Here is a 19396-nt window from a genome sequence, read left to right as displayed (position 1 = left end):
TAAATTGATTAAAAATTTATTACCAAACTGATTCTAGGGGGCGACTGACGATAGATCAATTCAATTTAAATTATGAAGTCAATTGGTATTTGCTATGACTCTTATGATCAAGACAGTGATTGTCAAGCCGGAGCCATCCCATGCGTTCATGTCATGCAGCATAGTCTTATTTTTTTCATCTGGTGCAGATGAGGCGGGACATACCTGTTGAGGCGAATGGCGTGCTTACCGCCAGTTGCTGAGCCAGTCTTTTAACTGATCTTCGACCATCGGTCGGGCAATAAAAAATCCCTGTCCCTCATGACAGCCCATAGTGCGTAAAACATCCCAGTGGTGTTCGGTTTCTATGCCCTCGGCGATGACATGCAGGTTCAGTTTTTTTCCTAATTGAGTGATGAGTTCGGCGATTCTTGGTCCTTCCGGCGTATCGATCTGATTGACAAATGCCCGGTCGATTTTGAGGCGATCTACCGGCAATTTATCGAGATAACTCAGCGAAGAAAAACCAGTGCCAAAATCGTCAATTGCAATTTGTACGCCGATTTTTTTGAGTTTAGTGAGAGACTCTTCAAACACATTGACGCCCGCCATGGTGACGGATTCGGTGATTTCCAGCTCCAGGTTGTGAGGGCTCAGTCCACTGTCACGTAAGGCGGTTTCTACAACGGAGATAAAATCTGGCTGACGAAACTGAATCACCGACACATTCACACCAATTTTGTCCGGCGCTGTACCGGCACGTTGCAGGCGTACCATGGTAAAACAGGCCGTCCGTAATACCCAGGCACCCAGGCTGATGATCAAGCCAGAATGCTCTGCCAGCGGGATAAAATCGCCAGGCGGGATCATGTGCCCCTCATCGGTACGCCAGCGTATCAGCGCTTCCAGTCCCGTTATTTTGCGGGTGTGCAGATCGACTTGCGGCTGATACATCAGGAATAAGCGCTCAGCATCAAAGGCTTTGTGCAAGTGCTGCATCAGGCGCGCGCGCTCCCGGATTTCCACCCCCATTTCACGGGTAAAAATAGTGTAGCTACCGCGTTGATGACCTTTGGTACGTTTGAGCGCAATACTTGCGTCTTTTAAGACGTCAGCGCCGTCACTCTCATAACCTTGCAGAGCGACCATGCCGATCGACATGGATACAGCATGCGCGGTGTCTTCGATGATGAAGGGGTCGGCAAATACCTGTTTCAGCTTATCCGGATGCAATACGCTCTCTAGACCCAGCAGTCCGAATACATCGCCGGAGATGCGTGCCAGGAAGTTGGTATCACCAAGATCCGTGCGCAGGCGATCGGCGACGGCTTTCAATAACAGATCACCATAATGATGACCGAGTACATCATTGATTTCAGCAAAATCGTCAATATCGATCAGGGCGACCAGAGCGCGATTCGATTGTGCCTGATGGAGCGCCAGATCAATTTGTTCGATAAATTTGAGCCGGTTCGGCAGCATCAGCAACTGATCGCGATAGGCATGTACTTTGAGCTGGCTGACCAGACTCAGATTATCCAGGCAGACCCCGAGATTCGAGCAAAACACTTCTAGCAACTGCTGATCGATTTCGGATAGTGCATAAGGTAAATCGATATACGCTGCCAAGGGGCGATTACCCTGACCGGAAAAAAACAAGGTCATGTCGTGTTCACCAAACTGAGGGACACGATGTGTCAGCACATATTGCAGAGATTCCCGGATTTTTTTATCGCCAATCGCATCGATAGAGCAATTCATCAAGCTGCTGTAATGACCAGCCGAAGCAATCACGCTGAAACGCGGGTTATTGCCAGTGTGATCAAGCTCATCGGCCTGCGCGCATAACAAGCCTTCAGGCGGTACACCGCACAGTGCGGCGATCTGCGTAATCACTCCTGCTGCGAACGCCTGTATCCCGTGCTCCACCGTGAATGAGGCGCTGGACGTAATAATCTGGTGCAGTCCACGGCGGCTTGCATCAATGGTGCGTATCTGTTCATACGAACGGATTGCGGCGGTCAGTGCTGTGAGTAACTTTTTGCGGGTCAGCTCGCTTTTGGTCTTGTAGTCGTTGATATCGTAATCGCGGATAGCTTCTTCTTCGGGAGCATAACCGGGCTGGCCAGTGCGTAAGATGATGCGGGTGTCGTGCCATTTCAATTCATTCCGGATGAAGCTGACAAGCTCTAGACCTGCATGTTCGGTTTCCATCACGACGTCGAGCAGGACGACGGCGATATCACTGTGTTGGGCAAAGACTTCGCGGGTTTGTTTTTTGGAATAGGTGTGGATAAATTCTAGCGGGCGATTCAGAATTTTGGTGTCGAGCAGGGCGAACTTAGTGGTGTGATGCACATCTTCATCGTCGTCAACGATAGCGATTTTCCAGGTACGCAAATTCGGGGGAGAAACCTCTTGGTGGTCTTCCAGGATGACTAACTCGTCATCCGGATCACCTGGCATCGTAGACATGTTTCCCCCGCTGAAAGGATTAGGAAATGATGTTTTAAAAGATTATTTGAATGACATGTAAGTCGGTAGTTCTTAGTATATCCGATAAGCCCGGCCTGCCCATCACAAAAGTCTGTTGTCAGGCATAACGGCGATACGCATCCAGCCCAAGTCCCGCGCCAATACTGCCGAACAAGTCGCCTTCGACTTTTTTAGCATCCGGCACGATCGCGCTGATGCGATCACGCAGGCCACGCACACCACTCGATCCGCCGGTAAAAAACACGGTATCGACTTCATCAGGACTGACATCCGCCAGAGACAACACCTGACTGACGGTGCTGCCGATTTGCCCGGTCAGATGCTGGATCGACTGTTGAAAACCTGCCTGGTCCAGGCTCAGGAGGCAAGGTTCTGTAGGCCGTACCTTACCGCGCAGGCGCTCCAGTACCAGCTCAATCGTGGCATTGCCGGACAATTGTATTTTGGCTTCTTCGGCCTGGATTGCCAGCCAGTGGCCATCACGTTGCTCGATCAGATGCAATAAACGTTCAAAGCGCAGCCGGGTTTCTGTTTCCCCGATATCGCGGTAAACATCTTGCAATTCGCGCCAGACTTTTTGGGTATAAGTCAGGTTGATCGTGTGCCAGGTGGCGAGATTGAAGTAATAGCTAGACGGAATATCACTGCTGCTCGCCAGTCGCCCGCCCAGACCCAGCAGCGGCATGATGTGAGCCAGGCTCAGGTATTTATCAAAATCAGTACCGCCGATATGTACGCCGCCATTCCCCAGAATATCGTCATAGCGGTCGATGCGGTGCGCCCGCTCGGGTGCCAGCCTGACCAGAGAAAAGTCTGACGTACCACCGCCGATATCGGCGATTAAGACCAGTTCTTCTTTACTGATACGTGATTCATAGTCAAATGCGGCGGCGATCGGTTCGTACTGAAACTGGATTTCTTTGAAACCCGCAGCGAGGGCAATTTCTTCCAGCGTGTCTTGGGCGAGTTGATCGGCGACCTGATTATCATCAATGAAGTGTACGGGGCGGCCCATCACGGCGCGCTCAAAGTGCTGGCCTGCCGAGCGTTCTGCCCGGTGTTTCAACTCAGTGATGAATTGACTTAATAACTGACGAAACGGCAGCGAACGGCCCAGCACCTCGGTCTGGCCTTCCATCAGGCTGGTGCCGAGTAAGCTCTTCATCGAGCGCATCAGGCGCCCTTCGTAGCCTGCCAGATAGGTTGTTAATGCCGCACGACCATAACTGACCTCATCCTCATCGGCGTTAAAAAATACGACAGACGGCAAAGTGAGTTTTTCATCTTCGAGTGCCAGCAAGCTTGGGGTGTGCTCAGGCTGACCTGGCTTATGCCAGGCCACGGTTGAATTTGAGGTACCGAAATCTACTCCACAAGCATGCGACATGAAACTTCCTGATGAAAAACGCGGGGAGCGATTATAGTGTATTTAAACCCGGAGGGAATTATTCTGATACCTTGCCTGCATTATCGATTCTGACCACCAGCAACTGATCGATACGGTAGTGATCGATGTCCACCACCTCAAACTTGTAATGACCAAGCATGACGCAATCCGTACGTTTGGGGATCTTCTTGAGCATGGTCATCATGAAGCCAGCAATAGTCTCATAGCTACCCTGTTCCGGTAAAGCATCGATTTCCAGCGCCCGACAGACATCTTCAATGGTCGTCGCGCCGTCGATCAGCCAGGAGTTTGCATCCCGCTGCACGATCTGGTCTTCCATGAACGGATGCACCAGATTCCCCATCAGGGTGCTGAGCACGTCATTGAGGGTAATGACGCCGACGACCAGCGCATATTCATTCAGGATGACAGCGAAATCCTCCCGGGTACCTTTAAATTGTTCCAGCATATCGGACAGCGTCAGAGAGTCCGGCACCACCAGCGCGGTACGCAAAGACAGTTCCTGGACTTTAGAAAAAGCCTGATTGGTCAGAACTCGCTTCAAGATATCTTTGGATTCGACATAGCCAACTACATTATCGATTTGTCCATCGCATACCAGGAATTTGGTGTGCGGATGTTCTGCGATTTTTTGACGGATGACGATGTCACTGTCCTGCAAACTGAAATACACGATGCTGTCGCGTTGTGTCATTGCTGAGGGAACCGTGCGACTCTCCAGCTCAAATACATTGCCGATCATATGATGTTCGCGTTCCTGCAATATCCCGGCTTCGGCCCCGGCATCGAACATCGCATAAATTTCATCGGACGTGATTTGTTCGTCTCGCGTCGTCGATACGTTAAACAACTTGAAAATCAGGTTTGATAAGCCATTGAATATCCACACCAGCGGCTTGAACAGGCGCACGCACCACAACATCGGCCCGACGACGGTCATTGCGACTGTTTCCGGCGCGGTCATCGCGAGTTTTTTCGGCATCAGATCGGCGAACAGGATGAACAGCGAGGTCACAAATACAAACGAGGTCATAAAACTCGCCGTATCCACCCAGCTTGCACTCCCAAACACCGAGTGGAACACGCTGGAGAAATACGGAGTCAATGCCTGTTCGCCCAAAATACCGCCAAGAATGGCGACGCCATTCAGACCGATCTGGACCACCGTAAAAAAGTGACCAGGCTGGGTTTGCAGCTCTAAGACCCTTGCTGCGCGCGCCTCTCCCTCGGATTCAAGCACTTGCAATTTGACTTTGCGTGCCGCTGCCAGAGAAATTTCTGACATAGAAAAAAAGGCGCTGATCGCGACCAGAAGGGCGATAATTAAGAAATGGTCGAATAAAGCCATACATACTCCGTTACAAAATACATTGTTTGAATCATATACTATTGAGCTTCCCCAAATTGCCTGAAAGTCTGATTGCATGACTGCGAACTCTGCTCCAACAAGCGCTGCGACACCCCCGGCACCACCGGCTTTACCCACCAATATCCGCTTCGTACTGATTACCGTATTTCTGGATATTCTCGGTATCGGACTCATCATTCCGGTATTGCCGAGACTGGTTGGGGCGTATTTGCCGCAAGCCGACATGCAGGCGTATTGGTACGGCGCAATCGTGGCGATTTATGGCGTGATGCAGTTTTTTTGCGCACCGGTGATCGGCGCTCTGAGTGATCGGTTTGGCCGGCGTCCGGTGTTGCTGGTTTGTGTATTTGGTCTGGGAATGAATTTTCTCATGATGACCGCGGTCACCTCGATTTACTGGCTGCTGCTGGTTCGTGCCATCGGTGGTGTCACTGCGGGAAATATCTCGGTTGCCAGTGCGTATATCGCCGATGTGTCCGCGCCAAGTGAGCGCAGCAAATCGCTGGGGAAAATCGGTGCGATGTTTGGACTGGGATTTATTTGCGGTCCGGTGTTGGGCGGGGTATTGGGAGAGGCGAATATCCGCTATCCATTCTATCTGGCCGCAGCCATCTCCATGGCGAATGTGATCTACGGATATTTTTCTTTACCAGAATCCCTGTCGATGCAGAATCGCAAGAATTTTTCTCTGACATCGGCAAACCCGTTTGCCGGTTTATCGGGGTTGGGTCATTTGCGCGGTGTCGGTGCCCTGGTCTGGGTCTATGCGTTCACGATGTTTGCCCAATTTACCTTGCAGACGACCTGGGTACTGTCGACCGAATTGCGCTTTGGCTGGACGCCGATGCAAAATGGATTTTCTTTATTCTGCGTCGGGATATCGAGTGTGGTGATGCAAGGGGTATTTTTAGGCCGCTACATCAAACGGGTTGGGGATGCGAATGCAATTCTGATCGGGCTGGCGTCTTCAGCAACGGCATTAACTTTGTATGGACTGGCGAATCAGGGCTGGATGATGTACGGCCTCATCTTGTGTAATGTGCTGGCGTTTGCGACGGGACCGGCGTTACAGGCAATGTTCTCCCGCGCGGTGGATGCTCGTTCGCAAGGCGTCGCAATGGGATCGCTGACGGCACTGGCCAGTATCATGAGTGTGGCAGCTACGCTGGCGGGGACGTCGTTGCTGGGTCAGGTGAGTCACCAGCCCAAGGGGAGTTTGCTGCTCGGCGCACCGTTTTTTATGGCGGCGACCGTGCAAATGATTGCATTGGTTCTGGCATTACGGCATTTGTATAAACCCGCTACTACCTGAATATTTTTCTGACTTTGCTACGGTATTGTCAAATCGTAAAAGCCTGCCGAATACGTATCCGACAGGCTTTTTTATTGAATGCGCTATTGCCAGGCCGAGATTGACTTGAAGATTATTAACGACACGTTTTTAGCTAAAAAATTAGGAAGACGTGTCAGATCCTTTTCGGCGACGCGATACAGCAATCAGTGAGCACAGACCTAGTAAGGATAATGCCATAGAAGCAGGCTCAGGCACCTTGTTGGTAATTTCCAATGGTTGATCCGATGGGCTGGCCGCAGTCAAACCGGTCATGTCACCGATCGTCGTCGTAAAAGTGTGCGTCGCATCGATACTCGCGCCGAACTTGGCCCATAAGCCAAGATATGAGTCAATGAAGTAGTACCGGCCAGTCTGAAGATTAAAATTAAGATTATTACTCAAAGGGCTGCCAAGCACGTCGGCAGAATCAAAGGACGCTTCCAGCTGATACCCTGTTCCGGTCAAAAATGCCTGGTCTGAAAAGTTTTGAAATTCCGCAGACGGCGTCACATCAAAACTCGCAGTTAGCAAAGAGAATACCCGCACCGTACCCGTAACGAAGCTGGCAGCGGTATCCCCCGAGGTATCAAACAAGGATTTGCCGATCAAACCGGTGGCGGTGAAATTAATCGCCGCATTGAGCGTACGATTGCTGCTGCCCAGACCGTCCCAGCTATAGCTTTGCAAGGCTTCTGAATGGGAAGAGACGCGTGCATATGGTAGAGAAGTGAAGGCACCTTGCTTGATGGTCAGCACACCCAGAGCGCCCGAGGCATCGACATAGGAACGGGTTTGATCCGTGCCCGAACTTGCCAGCGTACTGGTCGTGAGATTCGACGCGACCAGGCCACCATAATTGCCATCGTAAGTTTCTTCTACTTTGGTCGAGGAAAAATCACCGCTAGCTTCGCATTTATCCGGCACCGTCGAGCCTAGTGCCCGGCTGGCGGCGCTTCTGCAATCGCGGACAAAAGAGAAGGTATGTGCTGCGTTTGAGACAGTGATGGCGAACGCAGGTGCGTTGCTGAATATAAGAAAGCCTGCGACTGCACAAAACAAACGGGAAACGATAGGTTGAGCCATGTTAGTACTCCTGTTTTGAGCCAAAGTGGGATATCTGAGACCGATGCACTGATCAAGTCTTGAGCGATCACAGACTGAATGCCGACTGAAATTCGCCTTGGAATTGAGCTATCAGGCGTAAAGCAAAAATGGTGCCAAAAATATAACTATCCTATGAGAAGGATATCTTGGCTTTAGTAAAGGAAGGGAATTTTGAAGAGGCGTAAGAAATACCGACAGTTCCACAGGGCGGCGCCTGTCTTAAACCCGGATTTCTGTCAGATCGCGATTACTTTATACGTCGTAATAACGCAGATAGCATGCCGTGTTGAGGGAAGTACTAACATCGCGCTGTAATCGAGTGTGGGTGTTACAGCAGCAATTGCGTATCGGACCAAGCAGATCAACCAGCCGAACCAGTTCATCAAATACACACTTGCCGCTGTTTCAACGTAAAGCTCTAGTGACCTGTCGTCAGGCGAATATTCAGGTCGTCACGTTCTTCCATATTCTCGACTTCACCGTTCAGACGCTGATGAAGTTTCAGCTCATCGACATCATTGCCCCATTTGCCGACGACGATCGTTGCAACACCGTTACCAACCAGATTCGTCAGTGCACGTGCCTCTGACATGAAGCGGTCGATACCGAGGATCAAGGCCAGACCCGCAACCGGAATACCACCGACGGCTGATAAGGTTGCAGCCAGTACGATAAAACCACTACCGGTAATCCCCGCAGCGCCTTTTGATGTCAGCAACAAGACTGCCAGCAAGGTCACCTGTTGCATGAGGCTCATCGGCGTATCAGTCGCTTGCGCAATGAATACAGCAGCCATGGTCAGATAGATAGATGTGCCGTCAAGATTAAATGAATAACCTGTTGGGATCACCAGGCCGACTACGGATTTTTTTACACCAAGATTTTCCAGCTTGGCGATCATGCCCGGCAAGGCGGATTCTGAGGACGAGGTGCCGAGTACGATCAGCAATTCTTCCTTGATGTATTTAACGAATTTCCAGATGCTGAAGCCATGTACTTTGGCAATCGTACCCAAGACAACAAACACAAAAACCAGACAGGTCGTATAGAAAGCCGCCATCAGTTGCGCCAGCGGTAGCAGCGAGGCGATGCCGAATTTACCTATCGTGTAGGCCATCGCGCCGAAGGCACCGATAGGCGCGACTTTCATGATGTAGCCGACGATTACGAACAGCACATGAGAGAATTTTTCGATCACATCAAACACCAGTGTGCCGCGACCGCCAAAGCGATGCAGGGCAAAACCGAATAAGACCGCGATCAGCAGGACTTGCAGAATCTCCCCTTTGGCAAAGGCATCGACGAGTGTCGTCGGAATAATCGCCATCAGGAAGTCTGTCGTTGTCTGCATCTTGCCAGGTGCCGTATAGCTGGCGATTTCTTTCGTGCTCAGCGCCGACGCATCAATATGCATACCTGCACCAGGCTGCCAGAGATTGACCACGATCAGGCCAACGATCAGGGCAAGTGTACTGACGACCTCAAAATACAGTAAAGCCATGCCACCGGTTTTGCCGACTTTTTTCATGTCTTCCATGCCGGCGATGCCGACGACGACTGTACAGAAAATGATTGGTGCAATCATCATCTTGATCAGCTTGATGAAGCCATCACCAATCGGCTTCATGGCAGCGCCAGACTCTGGATAATAGTGGCCCAGCAACACGCCGATGATGATGGCAGTGATGACCTGGAAATAGAGGGAACGGTACAGCGGCGGTTTTTTCATCTGGTGTCTCCAGTGTTGTTATCGGTTGCCGCTGACAGGGTTTTGTTACAAGCTTGTCGCGACAGTGTGGTCGGGAACGGATCCCTGAACTGCCGCCATTATGAAAACTTCGTGACATCGTGCCTATTGTGGGTTTCCACACGTGTTACTGCGGAAAGTTCGTATCTGGCCACAAGTAATCGTACAAACAGATCGTGCGGGCCGCTGGCTGTCTCAGGCGGCGATATGCAGACTCTGCTGTGCCAACCCGGTGATGATCTGGCCTAAGCTGCGTAAGGCGCTGTCGAGTTCGTCGGAGTAATGCATACCGCAATTCAAACGTAAAAAATGGTTAAAACGATTTGAATTGGAATACAACAAGCCCGGTGATACCAAGATCCCCCGCTCCAGCGCGGCGTCGAATACCGCTTTGGACGAGAGCTTATGTGGCATTTCTACCCACACCGAGATACCGCCATCCGGTACGGTGAGTCGGGTTCCTTCCGGAAAATAGGCGGCAATCCCTTCGGCTATCCGCTCTCGTTGCTGGGTCAGAATATGACGCAGACGGCGCAGATGACGGTCGTAGGCGCTGGAGTTGATGAATTCTGCCAGGACAATCTGCGACCATTCTTCGTTATAGCGGGTTTGTGCATATTTCAGCATGCTGACCCGCGCATGCCAGCGACCAGCGACCATCCAGCCTATGCGCAGACCGGGAGCAAGAATTTTATGTAGCGATGCGCAATAAATGACATTGCCGGTTTTATCCCAATGTTTGGCGCTGGTCAGGGCGTTATCGACGTTTGCCAGTGCGCTGTAGGAATCATCTTCGATCAACGGAATATGTTGCGCTTCGCAGAGCTCAACCAGCCGCTGTTTATGGCTGTCGGGCATGATGCTGCCCAGTGGATTTTGCAAATGCGGTACCACCACCACGGCTTTGATGTTGTCGTAAGTCTGCATCGCCAGTTCCAGCGCTTCTATCGAAATACCGGTCTGCGGACTGGTCGGGATTTCCAATGCCTTCATGCCGAGACTTTCCAGCACTTGCAGCAAACCGTAGAAGGTCGGCGATTCGACCGCGATGATGTCACCAGCCTGGGCGACGGCGCGCAGCGCCAGATTCAGTGCCTCAATACAACCGAGCGTCACCACCACATCGTCGGGGGCAATACTGACACCCATACCGAGCGCACGTTTGGCGAGGGCGGTTTTGAGTTCTTTATTGCCGCCGGGAGAGATTGCCTTGGTGAGCAATTGCGGCCGTTGACGCAGCGTGCGTATCGCCAGGTTTTTGAGTTCTTCTTGCGGGTACATATCCGGTGCGCCAGTGGCTCTGGCCAGATTCACTTTTATCGGCCTTTGTCCCTGCGCAATGATGGCGGACACCCGCTCGTGTATCCCGACAAACTGTGCCGGATCGATCGGCGCATTGACCACAGGCTCAGCCACCGGCACCAGACTCACGCGACGTGGTTGACGGACAAAATAACCGGAACGCGGACGCGCCTCCAGCCAGCCCTCGGTTTCTAGCTGACGACACATTTGCAAAGCAGTCGACAGGCTGACATCGTGTAATTGCATCAGCTTGCGCACCGACGGCATACGCTCACCGGTAGTCAGCGTACCGGCTTTGATGGCTGACAGATAATGCGCTGCCAGACGCCGGTACAGAGGTAACTCCTGAGCCTGCGACTGAAATGTGTGGTGTTTGTTCATGCAGTGATCATGCGCCCGGTCACGTGGACTGAACAGATACAGTTGATCTAAATGCATACAATAACAGATGTAAAAATCCCTGTTTGCACCGATGCAGTTAGCACTTTCTTGTGCCTGTTATGTGCGCATGGCTTTCCCTATTCTGATCAACATCTGTTTTCACCACGCTGACAGACTCATTTACATGATTATTCACATGATTTCCAGAACAGGAGCACCTCATGCACATCACTACCTTGCAGTCCGCACAGTCCTATCAGACCTATTTAACCCAAGGCTCGCAACTCCATCTGAGCGTCGGTAGCATCGTCATCAAAGAGGCCTCACGCAGTCTGGATGCTTGTGCTTATGTGCCGCAGATTGTGCTGACCGAGGGATCAACTTATACGATGCAGCGCAGCGGCTGGCTGCAAATCTGTGCGCAAAAACCCTGTGAATTTTTGATTGAATTGCCTGAACCAGGCATGACAAGCTTGCTACTGCAACGGATGAAACAAACTGCGCTCAAAGGCCTTGCCATCGTCACGCGTCGTCTTCGTCTGGGATAAGTCGCTTGAATGAGCTTGAGTCATTCTGCAATGATGCTGCATAAGTTTGGCTGCATGATCTTGTGGGCGCGTGCTTAGTGGGTGATTGTTAAAAATCCAGTGAAAGCACAGTCAGACAACGCGCACGCATGCATAATGAGTGTAGCAAGGCCAGCAAGATCATTCTGTGCATGAAGCACGCATGCAAATCACCCGCCTATCCTGAAGGAGAACGATGTACTCTGCATCATTTATCTACGAAGTAAAAGATCTGGACGATGAATACCATCGTCTGGACCAACTGATCGAAGAAGTCGCACATGCCTTACCTGGTTTTCTCGGTGCAGAAGTCTGGCGCTCGCCGGATGGCAAGAAGAATAATGCGATTTATTATTGGAAAGATCTGGATACGCTTACAGCATTTTCGGAACATCCCCGGCATATGGAAGCCAAGCGTCAATACGCCCGCTGGTATGCGGGCTTCCATATCGTGATTTCTGAAGTGATACGGTCTTACGGCGATGCCGCGTTTAGTCATATCACGCCGGATCAGCGGCAGGAGTAAATGTCGTATTGTTTGTAGGGTGCAGCCCGGATATTTTTGCTCCGGCCATATAGACTTAGCGCTCGTTCGGATTACCGAAAAACTCTTTCATCATGAAGTTCTCCAGCTCGGCTGTATCTTGCGGACGGGCGGACAGGTTAATGACGCGACCCAGGCGGCGTGAGTCCCAGCTGAAGTCGCCCTGATATTCTTCACGGATCAGTAAAATCATACGACGGATGATCGCGAGTTCGATATTGCCACCGAGACCGGCATCGACTTCGATGACTTTTTTGAAGCTGTTTTGACGGCTTGGTTTCCAGCCCCGGAAAGAGAAAGTCGCCATGCGCGTGCTCTTGCTCAGGATCTGGAAGACTCCGCTGGTACCCTCGCGGTTATTTGCTTGCTGCATACTGCGCCGGACATTGGCTTCGGCAACTTCTTGCGGGCTCATGCCGCGTGGTCCCTGGCGTGCAGCTTCATTCTCTTGGGCTGCAGCCTCTTCGGCGGCGCGGCGGCGTTCGCGGGCGGCGGTCAGCATGCTCATCATGTCTGGCTGCTGAATGGCATCGGGCGGCGGCGTAGGTGTTGGCGGCGCGTCGGCCACGGCTTCTTGCGGTGGTTGCGGTTTGGTGATCGGTTTTGGTTTAACTGCCGGACGTGGCTTGGGCTGTTCTTTTTGTTTTTCGATGTTTGCCATTTTGGTCATCGTATCTTTATCCAGCATCAGTACGATGGCGCTTTCAGGCTGTTCCTTGTCGCCTTCTTTTTTTACCAGCTTATGGGTCAGGATGAAGTAGAGCAGCAGCGCATGGATCAGCAACGCGAGCAAAACCGCCAGGCCATTGGCTGGGCGGAAACGGATGTGCAGATGGATTTCGCCCGGTTCAGCTAATTCCTGTTGATTGCTCTCGACGTAAAACTTCATGTAGTGATAATGCCAAACCTAAAATAAACCCAATTCAGAAGGGGCAAGGATAACCGATTGCCGCCTAAACACATGTAACAAAATTTATCGATAAATTCAGCCATCAAGTTGTCGCTAAAGTCACTGTTAAGGTCGTCACTAACATCAGCAACTAAGGTAAATGTACAACGCTGATGAGACGCTGAATAAAGCCGGATTCACTTTTATCAAACTAACCCGAACCAGCCAAGAACCGCACCCAGTGCCAGCAGCCATAGCAGATGCAAACGGGTGCGCCACACCACCAGGCAACAGACCGCTGTCAGCAGCCACAAGGGCCAATCTTCAGACGGGATATTGTGCGCGGCAGCCATGATCCAGCCAGTTGCCAGCAAGAGTCCGACCACAATCGGTGCCATCCCTAATTTGAACGCCCGCACACCGCGCAAATCACGATTCTTGTGACCCCAGCTCGCCGCCATGTAGGTCAACGTCGTGCTCGGTATCATGATGCCGCTCATGGTCACGAGCATACCGAGCAAAGCGTTCCAGCTATTGCCGGTGTTCATGCCGACATTCCACCCCATCAAGGCGATGAACAGTACGTTGGGGCCGGGTGCGGCCTGCGCCAGGGCGATGGAGGAATTGAATTGCGCATCGGTCAGCCAGTGTTGTTGTGTGACCAGATACCGGTGCATGTCGGGCAAGGTAGAAATCGCTCCGCCTACTGACAGCATCGACAGCATCATGTAATGCAGCAGCAGGTTGAGCCAGTCGCTGGCTTGCATGCTGAAATGTAAGGCGGGAGCGACTGCGGCTGCGCTTTGTACCAGGCCGGTGATTGCAGGGCTGCTCATTTATTTCCCCAGGCGTTGATACGCCAGTGTGCAGGCAATGCTGCCCAGACCCAGCAGGACGTAGGCCAGCGGCAGATGCAGCAAGGCGACCCCGACGAAACATAGCGCGCATAACAGCACGCAGATTGTCAGTCCGACGGGATTGGATTTGAGCGCTGGAAACAGGCGCAAGCCGGACGCGATAATCAAACCGGCGGTGACAGCGCTCATGCCGCGCAATGCACCGGTAACACCGGGGTGATCGCCAAACTGCGCATATACCAACGCCAGCAATAAGATAATCAGCAGAGGAATGGTGAGCATGCCTGCCAGCGCCGCCATCGCACCCGCCAGGCCAAAATACCGGTTGCCTATCATCATCGACAGATTCACCACATTCGGCCCCGGCATGATCTGCGCGACAGCCCAGTCTTCGATGAATTCTTCGCGGCTTAGCCAGCGTTTTCGTTCGACCAATTCCATCTGCACGATCGCCTGCACTCCGCCAAAGCCTTGCAGCGCGAGTAAGGTAAAGGAAATAAATAAATCGCGGACAGAAGCTGGTTGCGGGCGGGGTACGACGGGATCTGGATTCATAAACTAAGCGTTGACGCTGAAGATAAGACTTAAACCGGAATTTTCCATTTTTTTCATCAGGCGCATCCAAAACAGGATTTGAATGCTGACGTTCTCTGTTGCATATGACTTGCCGTGCACGCCTCATTTACGCTAAATACACCAAAATCACGCCAAAACCACCTCGGCAAATACGTCCGTCATTTCTCAAATCCTCACGCACAATTCCGGTTAAAAAAGCGCAAACTGCGGCTACAATGACTGTGGCAAGATCGAATTTTTACTATACTCCCCCTTACGACTATATAAAAGAGGGCTAATCCGCACGTTTTATATAGGGATTTAAAATATACTAAGATGGAGTATATCCTTGCAGAGAGGTGCAGAATGACGGTAATCTCTCATTGTAAAGCAGCGCTGAGTGTCTCGTCAGGCGCGTATTTCTTTTGCAAATCATTGATCCCTGCAAGCCGGACAACATACCGCCCTCTGGCATACCGGGATGATGACAAGGGCCATGCGGGCGACGTAAAAATAGGCTTACTTTTTATGATCTTCCCGCTTATGGTGAGCACGGATTCTGGCACGCCATTCTCCCAGCGCCGTCAGCGCACCCTGGAATTCACGTTCGATCAGGTCAGCCTCTGCTACGGTAATGACCCCATCCATCAAGGCATCTGACACGACCTCGGCGACACTACCGACCTGGCTCATCACGCGACAAACAGTTTGTGATAAATCGTCGTCGCTGATCTGATCCGGTTCCGGCACCACAAAAGCGGCCATTCCATGCCGTCCTAACAAGGCATGCAAGGGTAGCAGCGCATCTTTGACCCCTGCCTGACGACATAGTTCGACGATTTGCGATAACTCTTCAAATGATGGGTAATGCGATTCGATGCCGGGCGCGAGTTTATTTCGCAACACATTCACTGACACTTCCAGGCGCGCAGCCAGCGCTTCCAGCCCGCCGGGATAGGCACGCGCCACTTTATACAGAGCGTCATGCTGATTCATATCCGAGTACTTACGCGTCATGGTGATTTTCCCTTTTTATTACCGATGCGATTTGTCTTTTTGCTCACTATGCTTCGTTTTAACAAATCTTCACACAATGTTTTGAGTGAACAGATTGTACAGAGTTGCAGATAACTTAACCACGGACGCACGCAATGAACTTACTGAAAACCCAGCTCAGCAAAGCGATGATCACCAGCCTGATCGTTCTGATGCCGGTGATCTCGATCAGCCATGCCGCGTATGCCGGTACGGCGAGTCGTTCGAGTGGTTCCTCACATAGTTTTAAAGGTGGCTTCTCTTCGCAAAAAAGTGCGATGAGCCGCAGCAGTAATAACGGCACGATCAGTGGCAGTAACGGCAATGTCGCAAACGACCGCAAAGCGGGCAACAGCAGTTTCGGCAGTTTTGGCTCGTCGTCTGCGGTAACACCGGCCACACCGGCTAAATCGACCTCAGCTCTGAACCGCGACATGGACAATAGCCGCTCGCAAGCGACTGCAATGAAAAACCTTGATGCACGCAATGGCAAAAATAGTGATGCGGAGCGCAACCTCAGCGTGACGGGTAAGCCTTTGGAACCAGTACGAACTGGCTTCGGTAATACGCCACCGGCAGCGCAAGCAGGCGCAGGTGCGAATGCTAACTGGACTGGTAATGCAAACGCGGGCGCGCCAGCAACGCCTGTAGCGACACCAGCAATATCAGCAGCGCCGCAGACCATCATCGTCCAGCGTGAACACAGTTCGATGGGCGGTATGTTCATGGGCTTTATGCTGGGTCAGGCTTTGAGCCGTCCGCATACCACGGTGAATGTAGATAACCGTCCGCGTGACACGCTCCCCATAGATAGCAACAACACTAACAGCAGCAGCCAGACCTCCGGTGTGACGAATAAGGAAACCGCAGATCAAGCCACGAATGCCAAAGCTAAACCAGAAGAGTCCGAATCCCTGGGCTGGTCACTATTACGCGTCACGCTCTGGACAGCCTTGCTAGGCGGGCTGGGCTGGATGATTTACAAATGGAGGCAAGTTAGCAAGCATCGCCAGGAAGTTCGCAGTAACTACACTTTAGGAAAGGTATAAACCGCATCATGGCCTGGAAAGACGCCTATCAATATGCCGGAAAATTATTCGGCAAACATAGCAATAACGCGGTTGCCAGTGCTGAAAGTCAGCATCAGCAGGCAGCGCGTGAAGATGTGAACCTGCCTTTACGCGCCCGTATCGGCGGTGTTGTGAACTTACAAAAAACACCGTTTATCCGTGCAGTAAGTCAGGGTTCGCTGATCAGCATGCCGGAAGAGAAAGACTCGTTGATCTGCGCCATCAGCCGGGTACGGCTGGACATTGCAGGTAGCTTGTACCGCTATTACCTGCTGACCGGTGATCAGGACGATAAGGAGTGTTTTATTCAGTTGTATCAAAACGATGCAGGCGATATTTCTGAACTCATGTACTACAGCCGCCTGACTCGTTTGATACCTGAAAGTAGTGAAGATCAGGAAGCCTATTCGGGATCAGCGGGTTACGGTCTGGGTGACCGGAGCTACACCTTATGGCGTGAGCAGCTTACTGGCCTGGCTTGGGATGAGGCCAGTCTGGATAGCATTTTCGGTGATGCCGGTCATCTCGACTATAGCCGTGATGCCGGTGATCCGCTGAGTGATTTTGTCACACCGTTTCAGGCGCAGGAAAGCCGGATCGACGACGCTGGCGGTCAGCATGGACTGATACAGGATCTGATCTTTATGCCATATAGCCGTGCACTGGACGGACAGCGCGAGAGTTTATTAATTAGTACCGAGATCGTCAGAAGTCAGGATGGTGACAGCAGTCGCCGCCAGATTCACGTCGATTTCATGATAGGGATTCCAGTAGAACTGGATCGGTTGCTGATCCAATAAGCGGCACATCAGTAATCGTTAAGTAGCAAGGCAATACAACAGCAGAGCGGTCTTTTTTTATATTACAACGCAGTACCTTTACTTCCTTGAGAGGATACAAAATGAGCAATTTGAATGGTTGGGGCCTGACAGCACGCTTGATCTCCAAACACTTTGGCGTATTAGGCGACAAAGTCTCCGAAGCGATTGCCAATTTCGACCCGGAGACCGCAACAGAAGCAGACCGTGATCGGCTGGCTGACACACTCAGAGAAAGCGCCCAAAAACTCGCGACAGCACGCGCTGCATTCGATAAAGAACACACCGACGTCGTCAAACTGCGTGAGCTGATTGCCAATGACGAAAAAGCTTCTGGTACTTTGGCCGAGCGACTGGCGTCTGGTCAGATTTCTGAAGCCACCGTCAGCCTGTTTTGCGATGAGCTCGAAGCCAATAAATCGCGTTTGCCATTAGAGTTGCAAGAAGAAATTGACGCACAAGAGTATATGAACGAATTGCAAAAAATCGTTGATGCTCTGTCTAGACAACTGGCGGATTTCGATGCGGCAGCGAAGAAAGCCTTACAAAATCTGGCCAGCGCCAAAGCGCAAAAAGACTTGCAGGAATTGCGTGTAGAGCGTCAGGGTCAGTTGGCGAATTTGTCTGGAATGAAGGGGCAATCAAGCGCGCTGGACGCCCTGACCCGTCGTGCACAAACCGTCAGCAACGAGGCAGCAGGAATGCGCATCGTCGCCGACATCGGTCAGAAGCCGCTTGACCAGGCAGCAGAAATTGAGGCTATCCGTAAATCGGTGAGTCAGGCAGATACTGCCGGTGAAACCACTTTGCAACGCTTGCAGCGCTTGTCAGCTAAACCTGCGGAGATCAGCGCCGCCGCCTAGTTGAGTCATTGCCTGAGGTGGTTTGAAATAGTTTGAAATAGTTTGAGGTTGTTTGAATGAAGATGCAATTCGTAAAAACGGATTGCATCTTTTTTGTATCGTCATTACGTTTTACATCTCCACTGCCTCTGTCGGCGCGTTGGGGTGATTGGTCAGCTTTAAGAATGAGCAGCGCGTCGGGTCAGCAAACTGAGCCAGCGGTCGCTGCCGTCGGCATCGCTGATCACGGTGGCGTAGGCAGTGACTGTGCGTGCCGCGCGTTCTAGCAACTGGATATCTGCTTCATGCTGACGGGCGACGTGGGGATCTTCGAGGAACAGGATACGGCGTATTTGCTTGTCCAGTACCAGTTCGGCAATTTGCGCATCACCGCCCAGAGGGCCGGAGAGAAAAGGCTGGACCCAGTGCTTGCCCGCTTCCTGCCCTTTGATTTTTTGTGCGAGCTGATTCAATAGCCCGCCCGTAGTACCGGTGGCATAACGGTGGGCAAACTGATCGAGCAAGGTAAAGTGTTTTTCAGCCAGCGCCAGCATACGGTTTTTCATGGCGTCGTGGGCGATCAGCGCAATACCTTCATTGGCAAATATGAAGCTGGAATTCAGGCTGGCATCTACGCTGATATCGACTGGCGCCTGCAAGGCATAGGCCTCAAGCTCCAGCCATTCACGCGCTGCTGCCAGCGTCGATAAAAAGGGTTTGCCATGAATCACGCACTGGCGCTTGAGAGCCAGCGCTTCCGGGAAAATTGACGAAGGATCGACCGGATCGATCAGATAAATTACCGCGTCAACGGCACGTGCCGGGTCACTGTCGACGACGCGTGAGACCAGCTTCATCAAACCGCCGTCGCGGCCATAAGGGAAGCGCTCATGGACAGGACAACAATCGATTAAACCATGCGAAATCATCGCGTCCAGAGTGCGGCCGACGACGATCATTTCTGGTTGCAGGGTCTGTAAAGCGGCTTTCGCACCACGCAATAACTGGACTAATGCAGAGTCAGGCGCATCCTGATGACCGCGATTGGCGATCAGTCCGATGCGGAGGCGGCGTGTAGAACGTGTGAAATCTTGAGTCATA

Annotated in this window: 17 protein-coding genes; 6 read left to right on the top strand and 11 right to left on the bottom strand. The window is 51.8% G+C overall.

Annotated features, from left to right (window positions below; all coding sequences use genetic code 11):
• Positions 1-225: 225 nt before the first annotated feature.
• From ACO0K4_RS03135 to ACO0K4_RS03125, 3 genes are all read right to left on the bottom strand, one after another.
• Positions 226-2454 carry a bifunctional diguanylate cyclase/phosphodiesterase gene (locus ACO0K4_RS03135; protein WP_422955136.1) on the bottom strand — a complete coding sequence of 743 codons (2229 nt, stop codon included), beginning with the start codon at positions 2452-2454 and terminating at the stop codon, positions 226-228.
• 118 nt (positions 2455-2572) lie between these two features.
• Entirely contained in the window at positions 2573-3862 is a 1290-nt protein-coding gene (locus tag ACO0K4_RS03130) for an Hsp70 family protein (RefSeq protein WP_422955135.1), read from the bottom strand.
• Positions 3863-3920: 58 nt separating this feature from the next.
• Complete coding sequence (locus ACO0K4_RS03125) at positions 3921-5231, bottom strand: hemolysin family protein (RefSeq protein WP_422955134.1); 1311 nt, start codon at positions 5229-5231, stop codon at positions 3921-3923.
• Between the two features lie 76 nt (positions 5232-5307).
• On the opposite strand from ACO0K4_RS03125, the gene ACO0K4_RS03120 reads away from it, so the two are divergent.
• Positions 5308-6564 (top strand): TCR/Tet family MFS transporter, encoded by a 1257-nt coding sequence (locus tag ACO0K4_RS03120; RefSeq protein WP_422955133.1) that lies wholly within the window; start codon positions 5308-5310, stop codon positions 6562-6564.
• 141 nt (positions 6565-6705) lie between these two features.
• On the opposite strand, the gene ACO0K4_RS03115 is transcribed toward ACO0K4_RS03120, so the two are convergent.
• The 3 genes from ACO0K4_RS03115 to ACO0K4_RS03105 all read right to left on the bottom strand — a co-directional run bounded on the left by ACO0K4_RS03115 (position 6706) and on the right by ACO0K4_RS03105 (position 11119).
• Positions 6706-7668 (bottom strand): PEP-CTERM sorting domain-containing protein, encoded by a 963-nt coding sequence (locus tag ACO0K4_RS03115; RefSeq protein WP_422955132.1) that lies wholly within the window; start codon positions 7666-7668, stop codon positions 6706-6708.
• A 439-nt stretch (positions 7669-8107) separates the two neighbouring features.
• Positions 8108-9418 (bottom strand): dicarboxylate/amino acid:cation symporter, encoded by a 1311-nt coding sequence (locus tag ACO0K4_RS03110; RefSeq protein WP_422955131.1) that lies wholly within the window; start codon positions 9416-9418, stop codon positions 8108-8110.
• A gap of 213 nt (positions 9419-9631) precedes the next feature.
• Positions 9632-11119 carry a PLP-dependent aminotransferase family protein gene (locus ACO0K4_RS03105; RefSeq protein ID WP_422955130.1) on the bottom strand — a complete coding sequence of 496 codons (1488 nt, stop codon included), beginning with the start codon at positions 11117-11119 and terminating at the stop codon, positions 9632-9634.
• 221 nt (positions 11120-11340) lie between these two features.
• Between ACO0K4_RS03105 and ACO0K4_RS03100 the strand changes: the two genes are divergently transcribed.
• Both ACO0K4_RS03100 and ACO0K4_RS03095 read left to right on the top strand, forming a co-directional pair.
• Positions 11341-11667: a hypothetical protein gene (locus ACO0K4_RS03100; RefSeq protein ID WP_422955129.1), complete on the top strand. Its 327-nt coding sequence runs from the start codon at positions 11341-11343 to the stop codon at positions 11665-11667.
• A gap of 214 nt (positions 11668-11881) precedes the next feature.
• Entirely contained in the window at positions 11882-12211 is a 330-nt protein-coding gene (locus ACO0K4_RS03095) for an antibiotic biosynthesis monooxygenase family protein (RefSeq protein WP_422955128.1), read from the top strand.
• Positions 12212-12266: 55 nt separating this feature from the next.
• Here the strand turns inward: ACO0K4_RS03095 and ACO0K4_RS03090 are convergent, their stop codons facing one another.
• From ACO0K4_RS03090 to ACO0K4_RS03075, 4 genes are all read right to left on the bottom strand, one after another.
• On the bottom strand, positions 12267-13118 hold the full coding sequence (locus ACO0K4_RS03090; RefSeq protein WP_422955127.1) for a hypothetical protein: 852 nt from the start codon (positions 13116-13118) through the stop codon (positions 12267-12269).
• A 206-nt stretch (positions 13119-13324) separates the two neighbouring features.
• Positions 13325-13885, bottom strand: coding sequence for a chromate transporter (locus tag ACO0K4_RS03085; protein WP_422955427.1), 561 nt, complete (start codon positions 13883-13885; stop codon positions 13325-13327).
• Between the two features lie 69 nt (positions 13886-13954).
• The gene (locus ACO0K4_RS03080; RefSeq protein WP_422955126.1) at positions 13955-14530 is read right to left on the bottom strand and encodes a chromate transporter; all 576 of its coding nucleotides are present in this window, start codon (positions 14528-14530) and stop codon (positions 13955-13957) included.
• 519 nt (positions 14531-15049) lie between these two features.
• Positions 15050-15547 carry a phage regulatory CII family protein gene (locus ACO0K4_RS03075; protein ID WP_422955125.1) on the bottom strand — a complete coding sequence of 166 codons (498 nt, stop codon included), beginning with the start codon at positions 15545-15547 and terminating at the stop codon, positions 15050-15052.
• Positions 15548-15681: 134 nt separating this feature from the next.
• Here ACO0K4_RS03075 and ACO0K4_RS03070 point away from each other — a divergent pair, with 134 nt between their 5' ends.
• The 3 genes from ACO0K4_RS03070 to ACO0K4_RS03060 all read left to right on the top strand — a co-directional run bounded on the left by ACO0K4_RS03070 (position 15682) and on the right by ACO0K4_RS03060 (position 18316).
• A complete protein-coding gene (locus ACO0K4_RS03070) occupies positions 15682-16614 on the top strand; it encodes a hypothetical protein (RefSeq protein ID WP_422955124.1) in 933 nt (310 codons plus the stop codon).
• Positions 16615-16622: 8 nt separating this feature from the next.
• Positions 16623-17435, top strand: coding sequence for a DUF2491 family protein (locus ACO0K4_RS03065; RefSeq protein ID WP_422955123.1), 813 nt, complete (start codon positions 16623-16625; stop codon positions 17433-17435).
• Positions 17436-17536: 101 nt separating this feature from the next.
• Positions 17537-18316, top strand: coding sequence for a hypothetical protein (locus tag ACO0K4_RS03060; protein WP_422955122.1), 780 nt, complete (start codon positions 17537-17539; stop codon positions 18314-18316).
• 158 nt (positions 18317-18474) lie between these two features.
• Here the strand turns inward: ACO0K4_RS03060 and ACO0K4_RS03055 are convergent, their stop codons facing one another.
• Positions 18475-19395 (bottom strand): methylglyoxal synthase, encoded by a 921-nt coding sequence (locus ACO0K4_RS03055; RefSeq protein WP_422955121.1) that lies wholly within the window; start codon positions 19393-19395, stop codon positions 18475-18477.
• Position 19396 lies beyond the last annotated feature (1 nt).

The organism is Undibacterium sp. RuTC16W, from assembly GCF_049339445.1.
Classification (GTDB): domain Bacteria; phylum Pseudomonadota; class Gammaproteobacteria; order Burkholderiales; family Burkholderiaceae_D; genus Undibacterium.
This window is presented reverse-complemented; position numbering and strand designations above follow the sequence as displayed.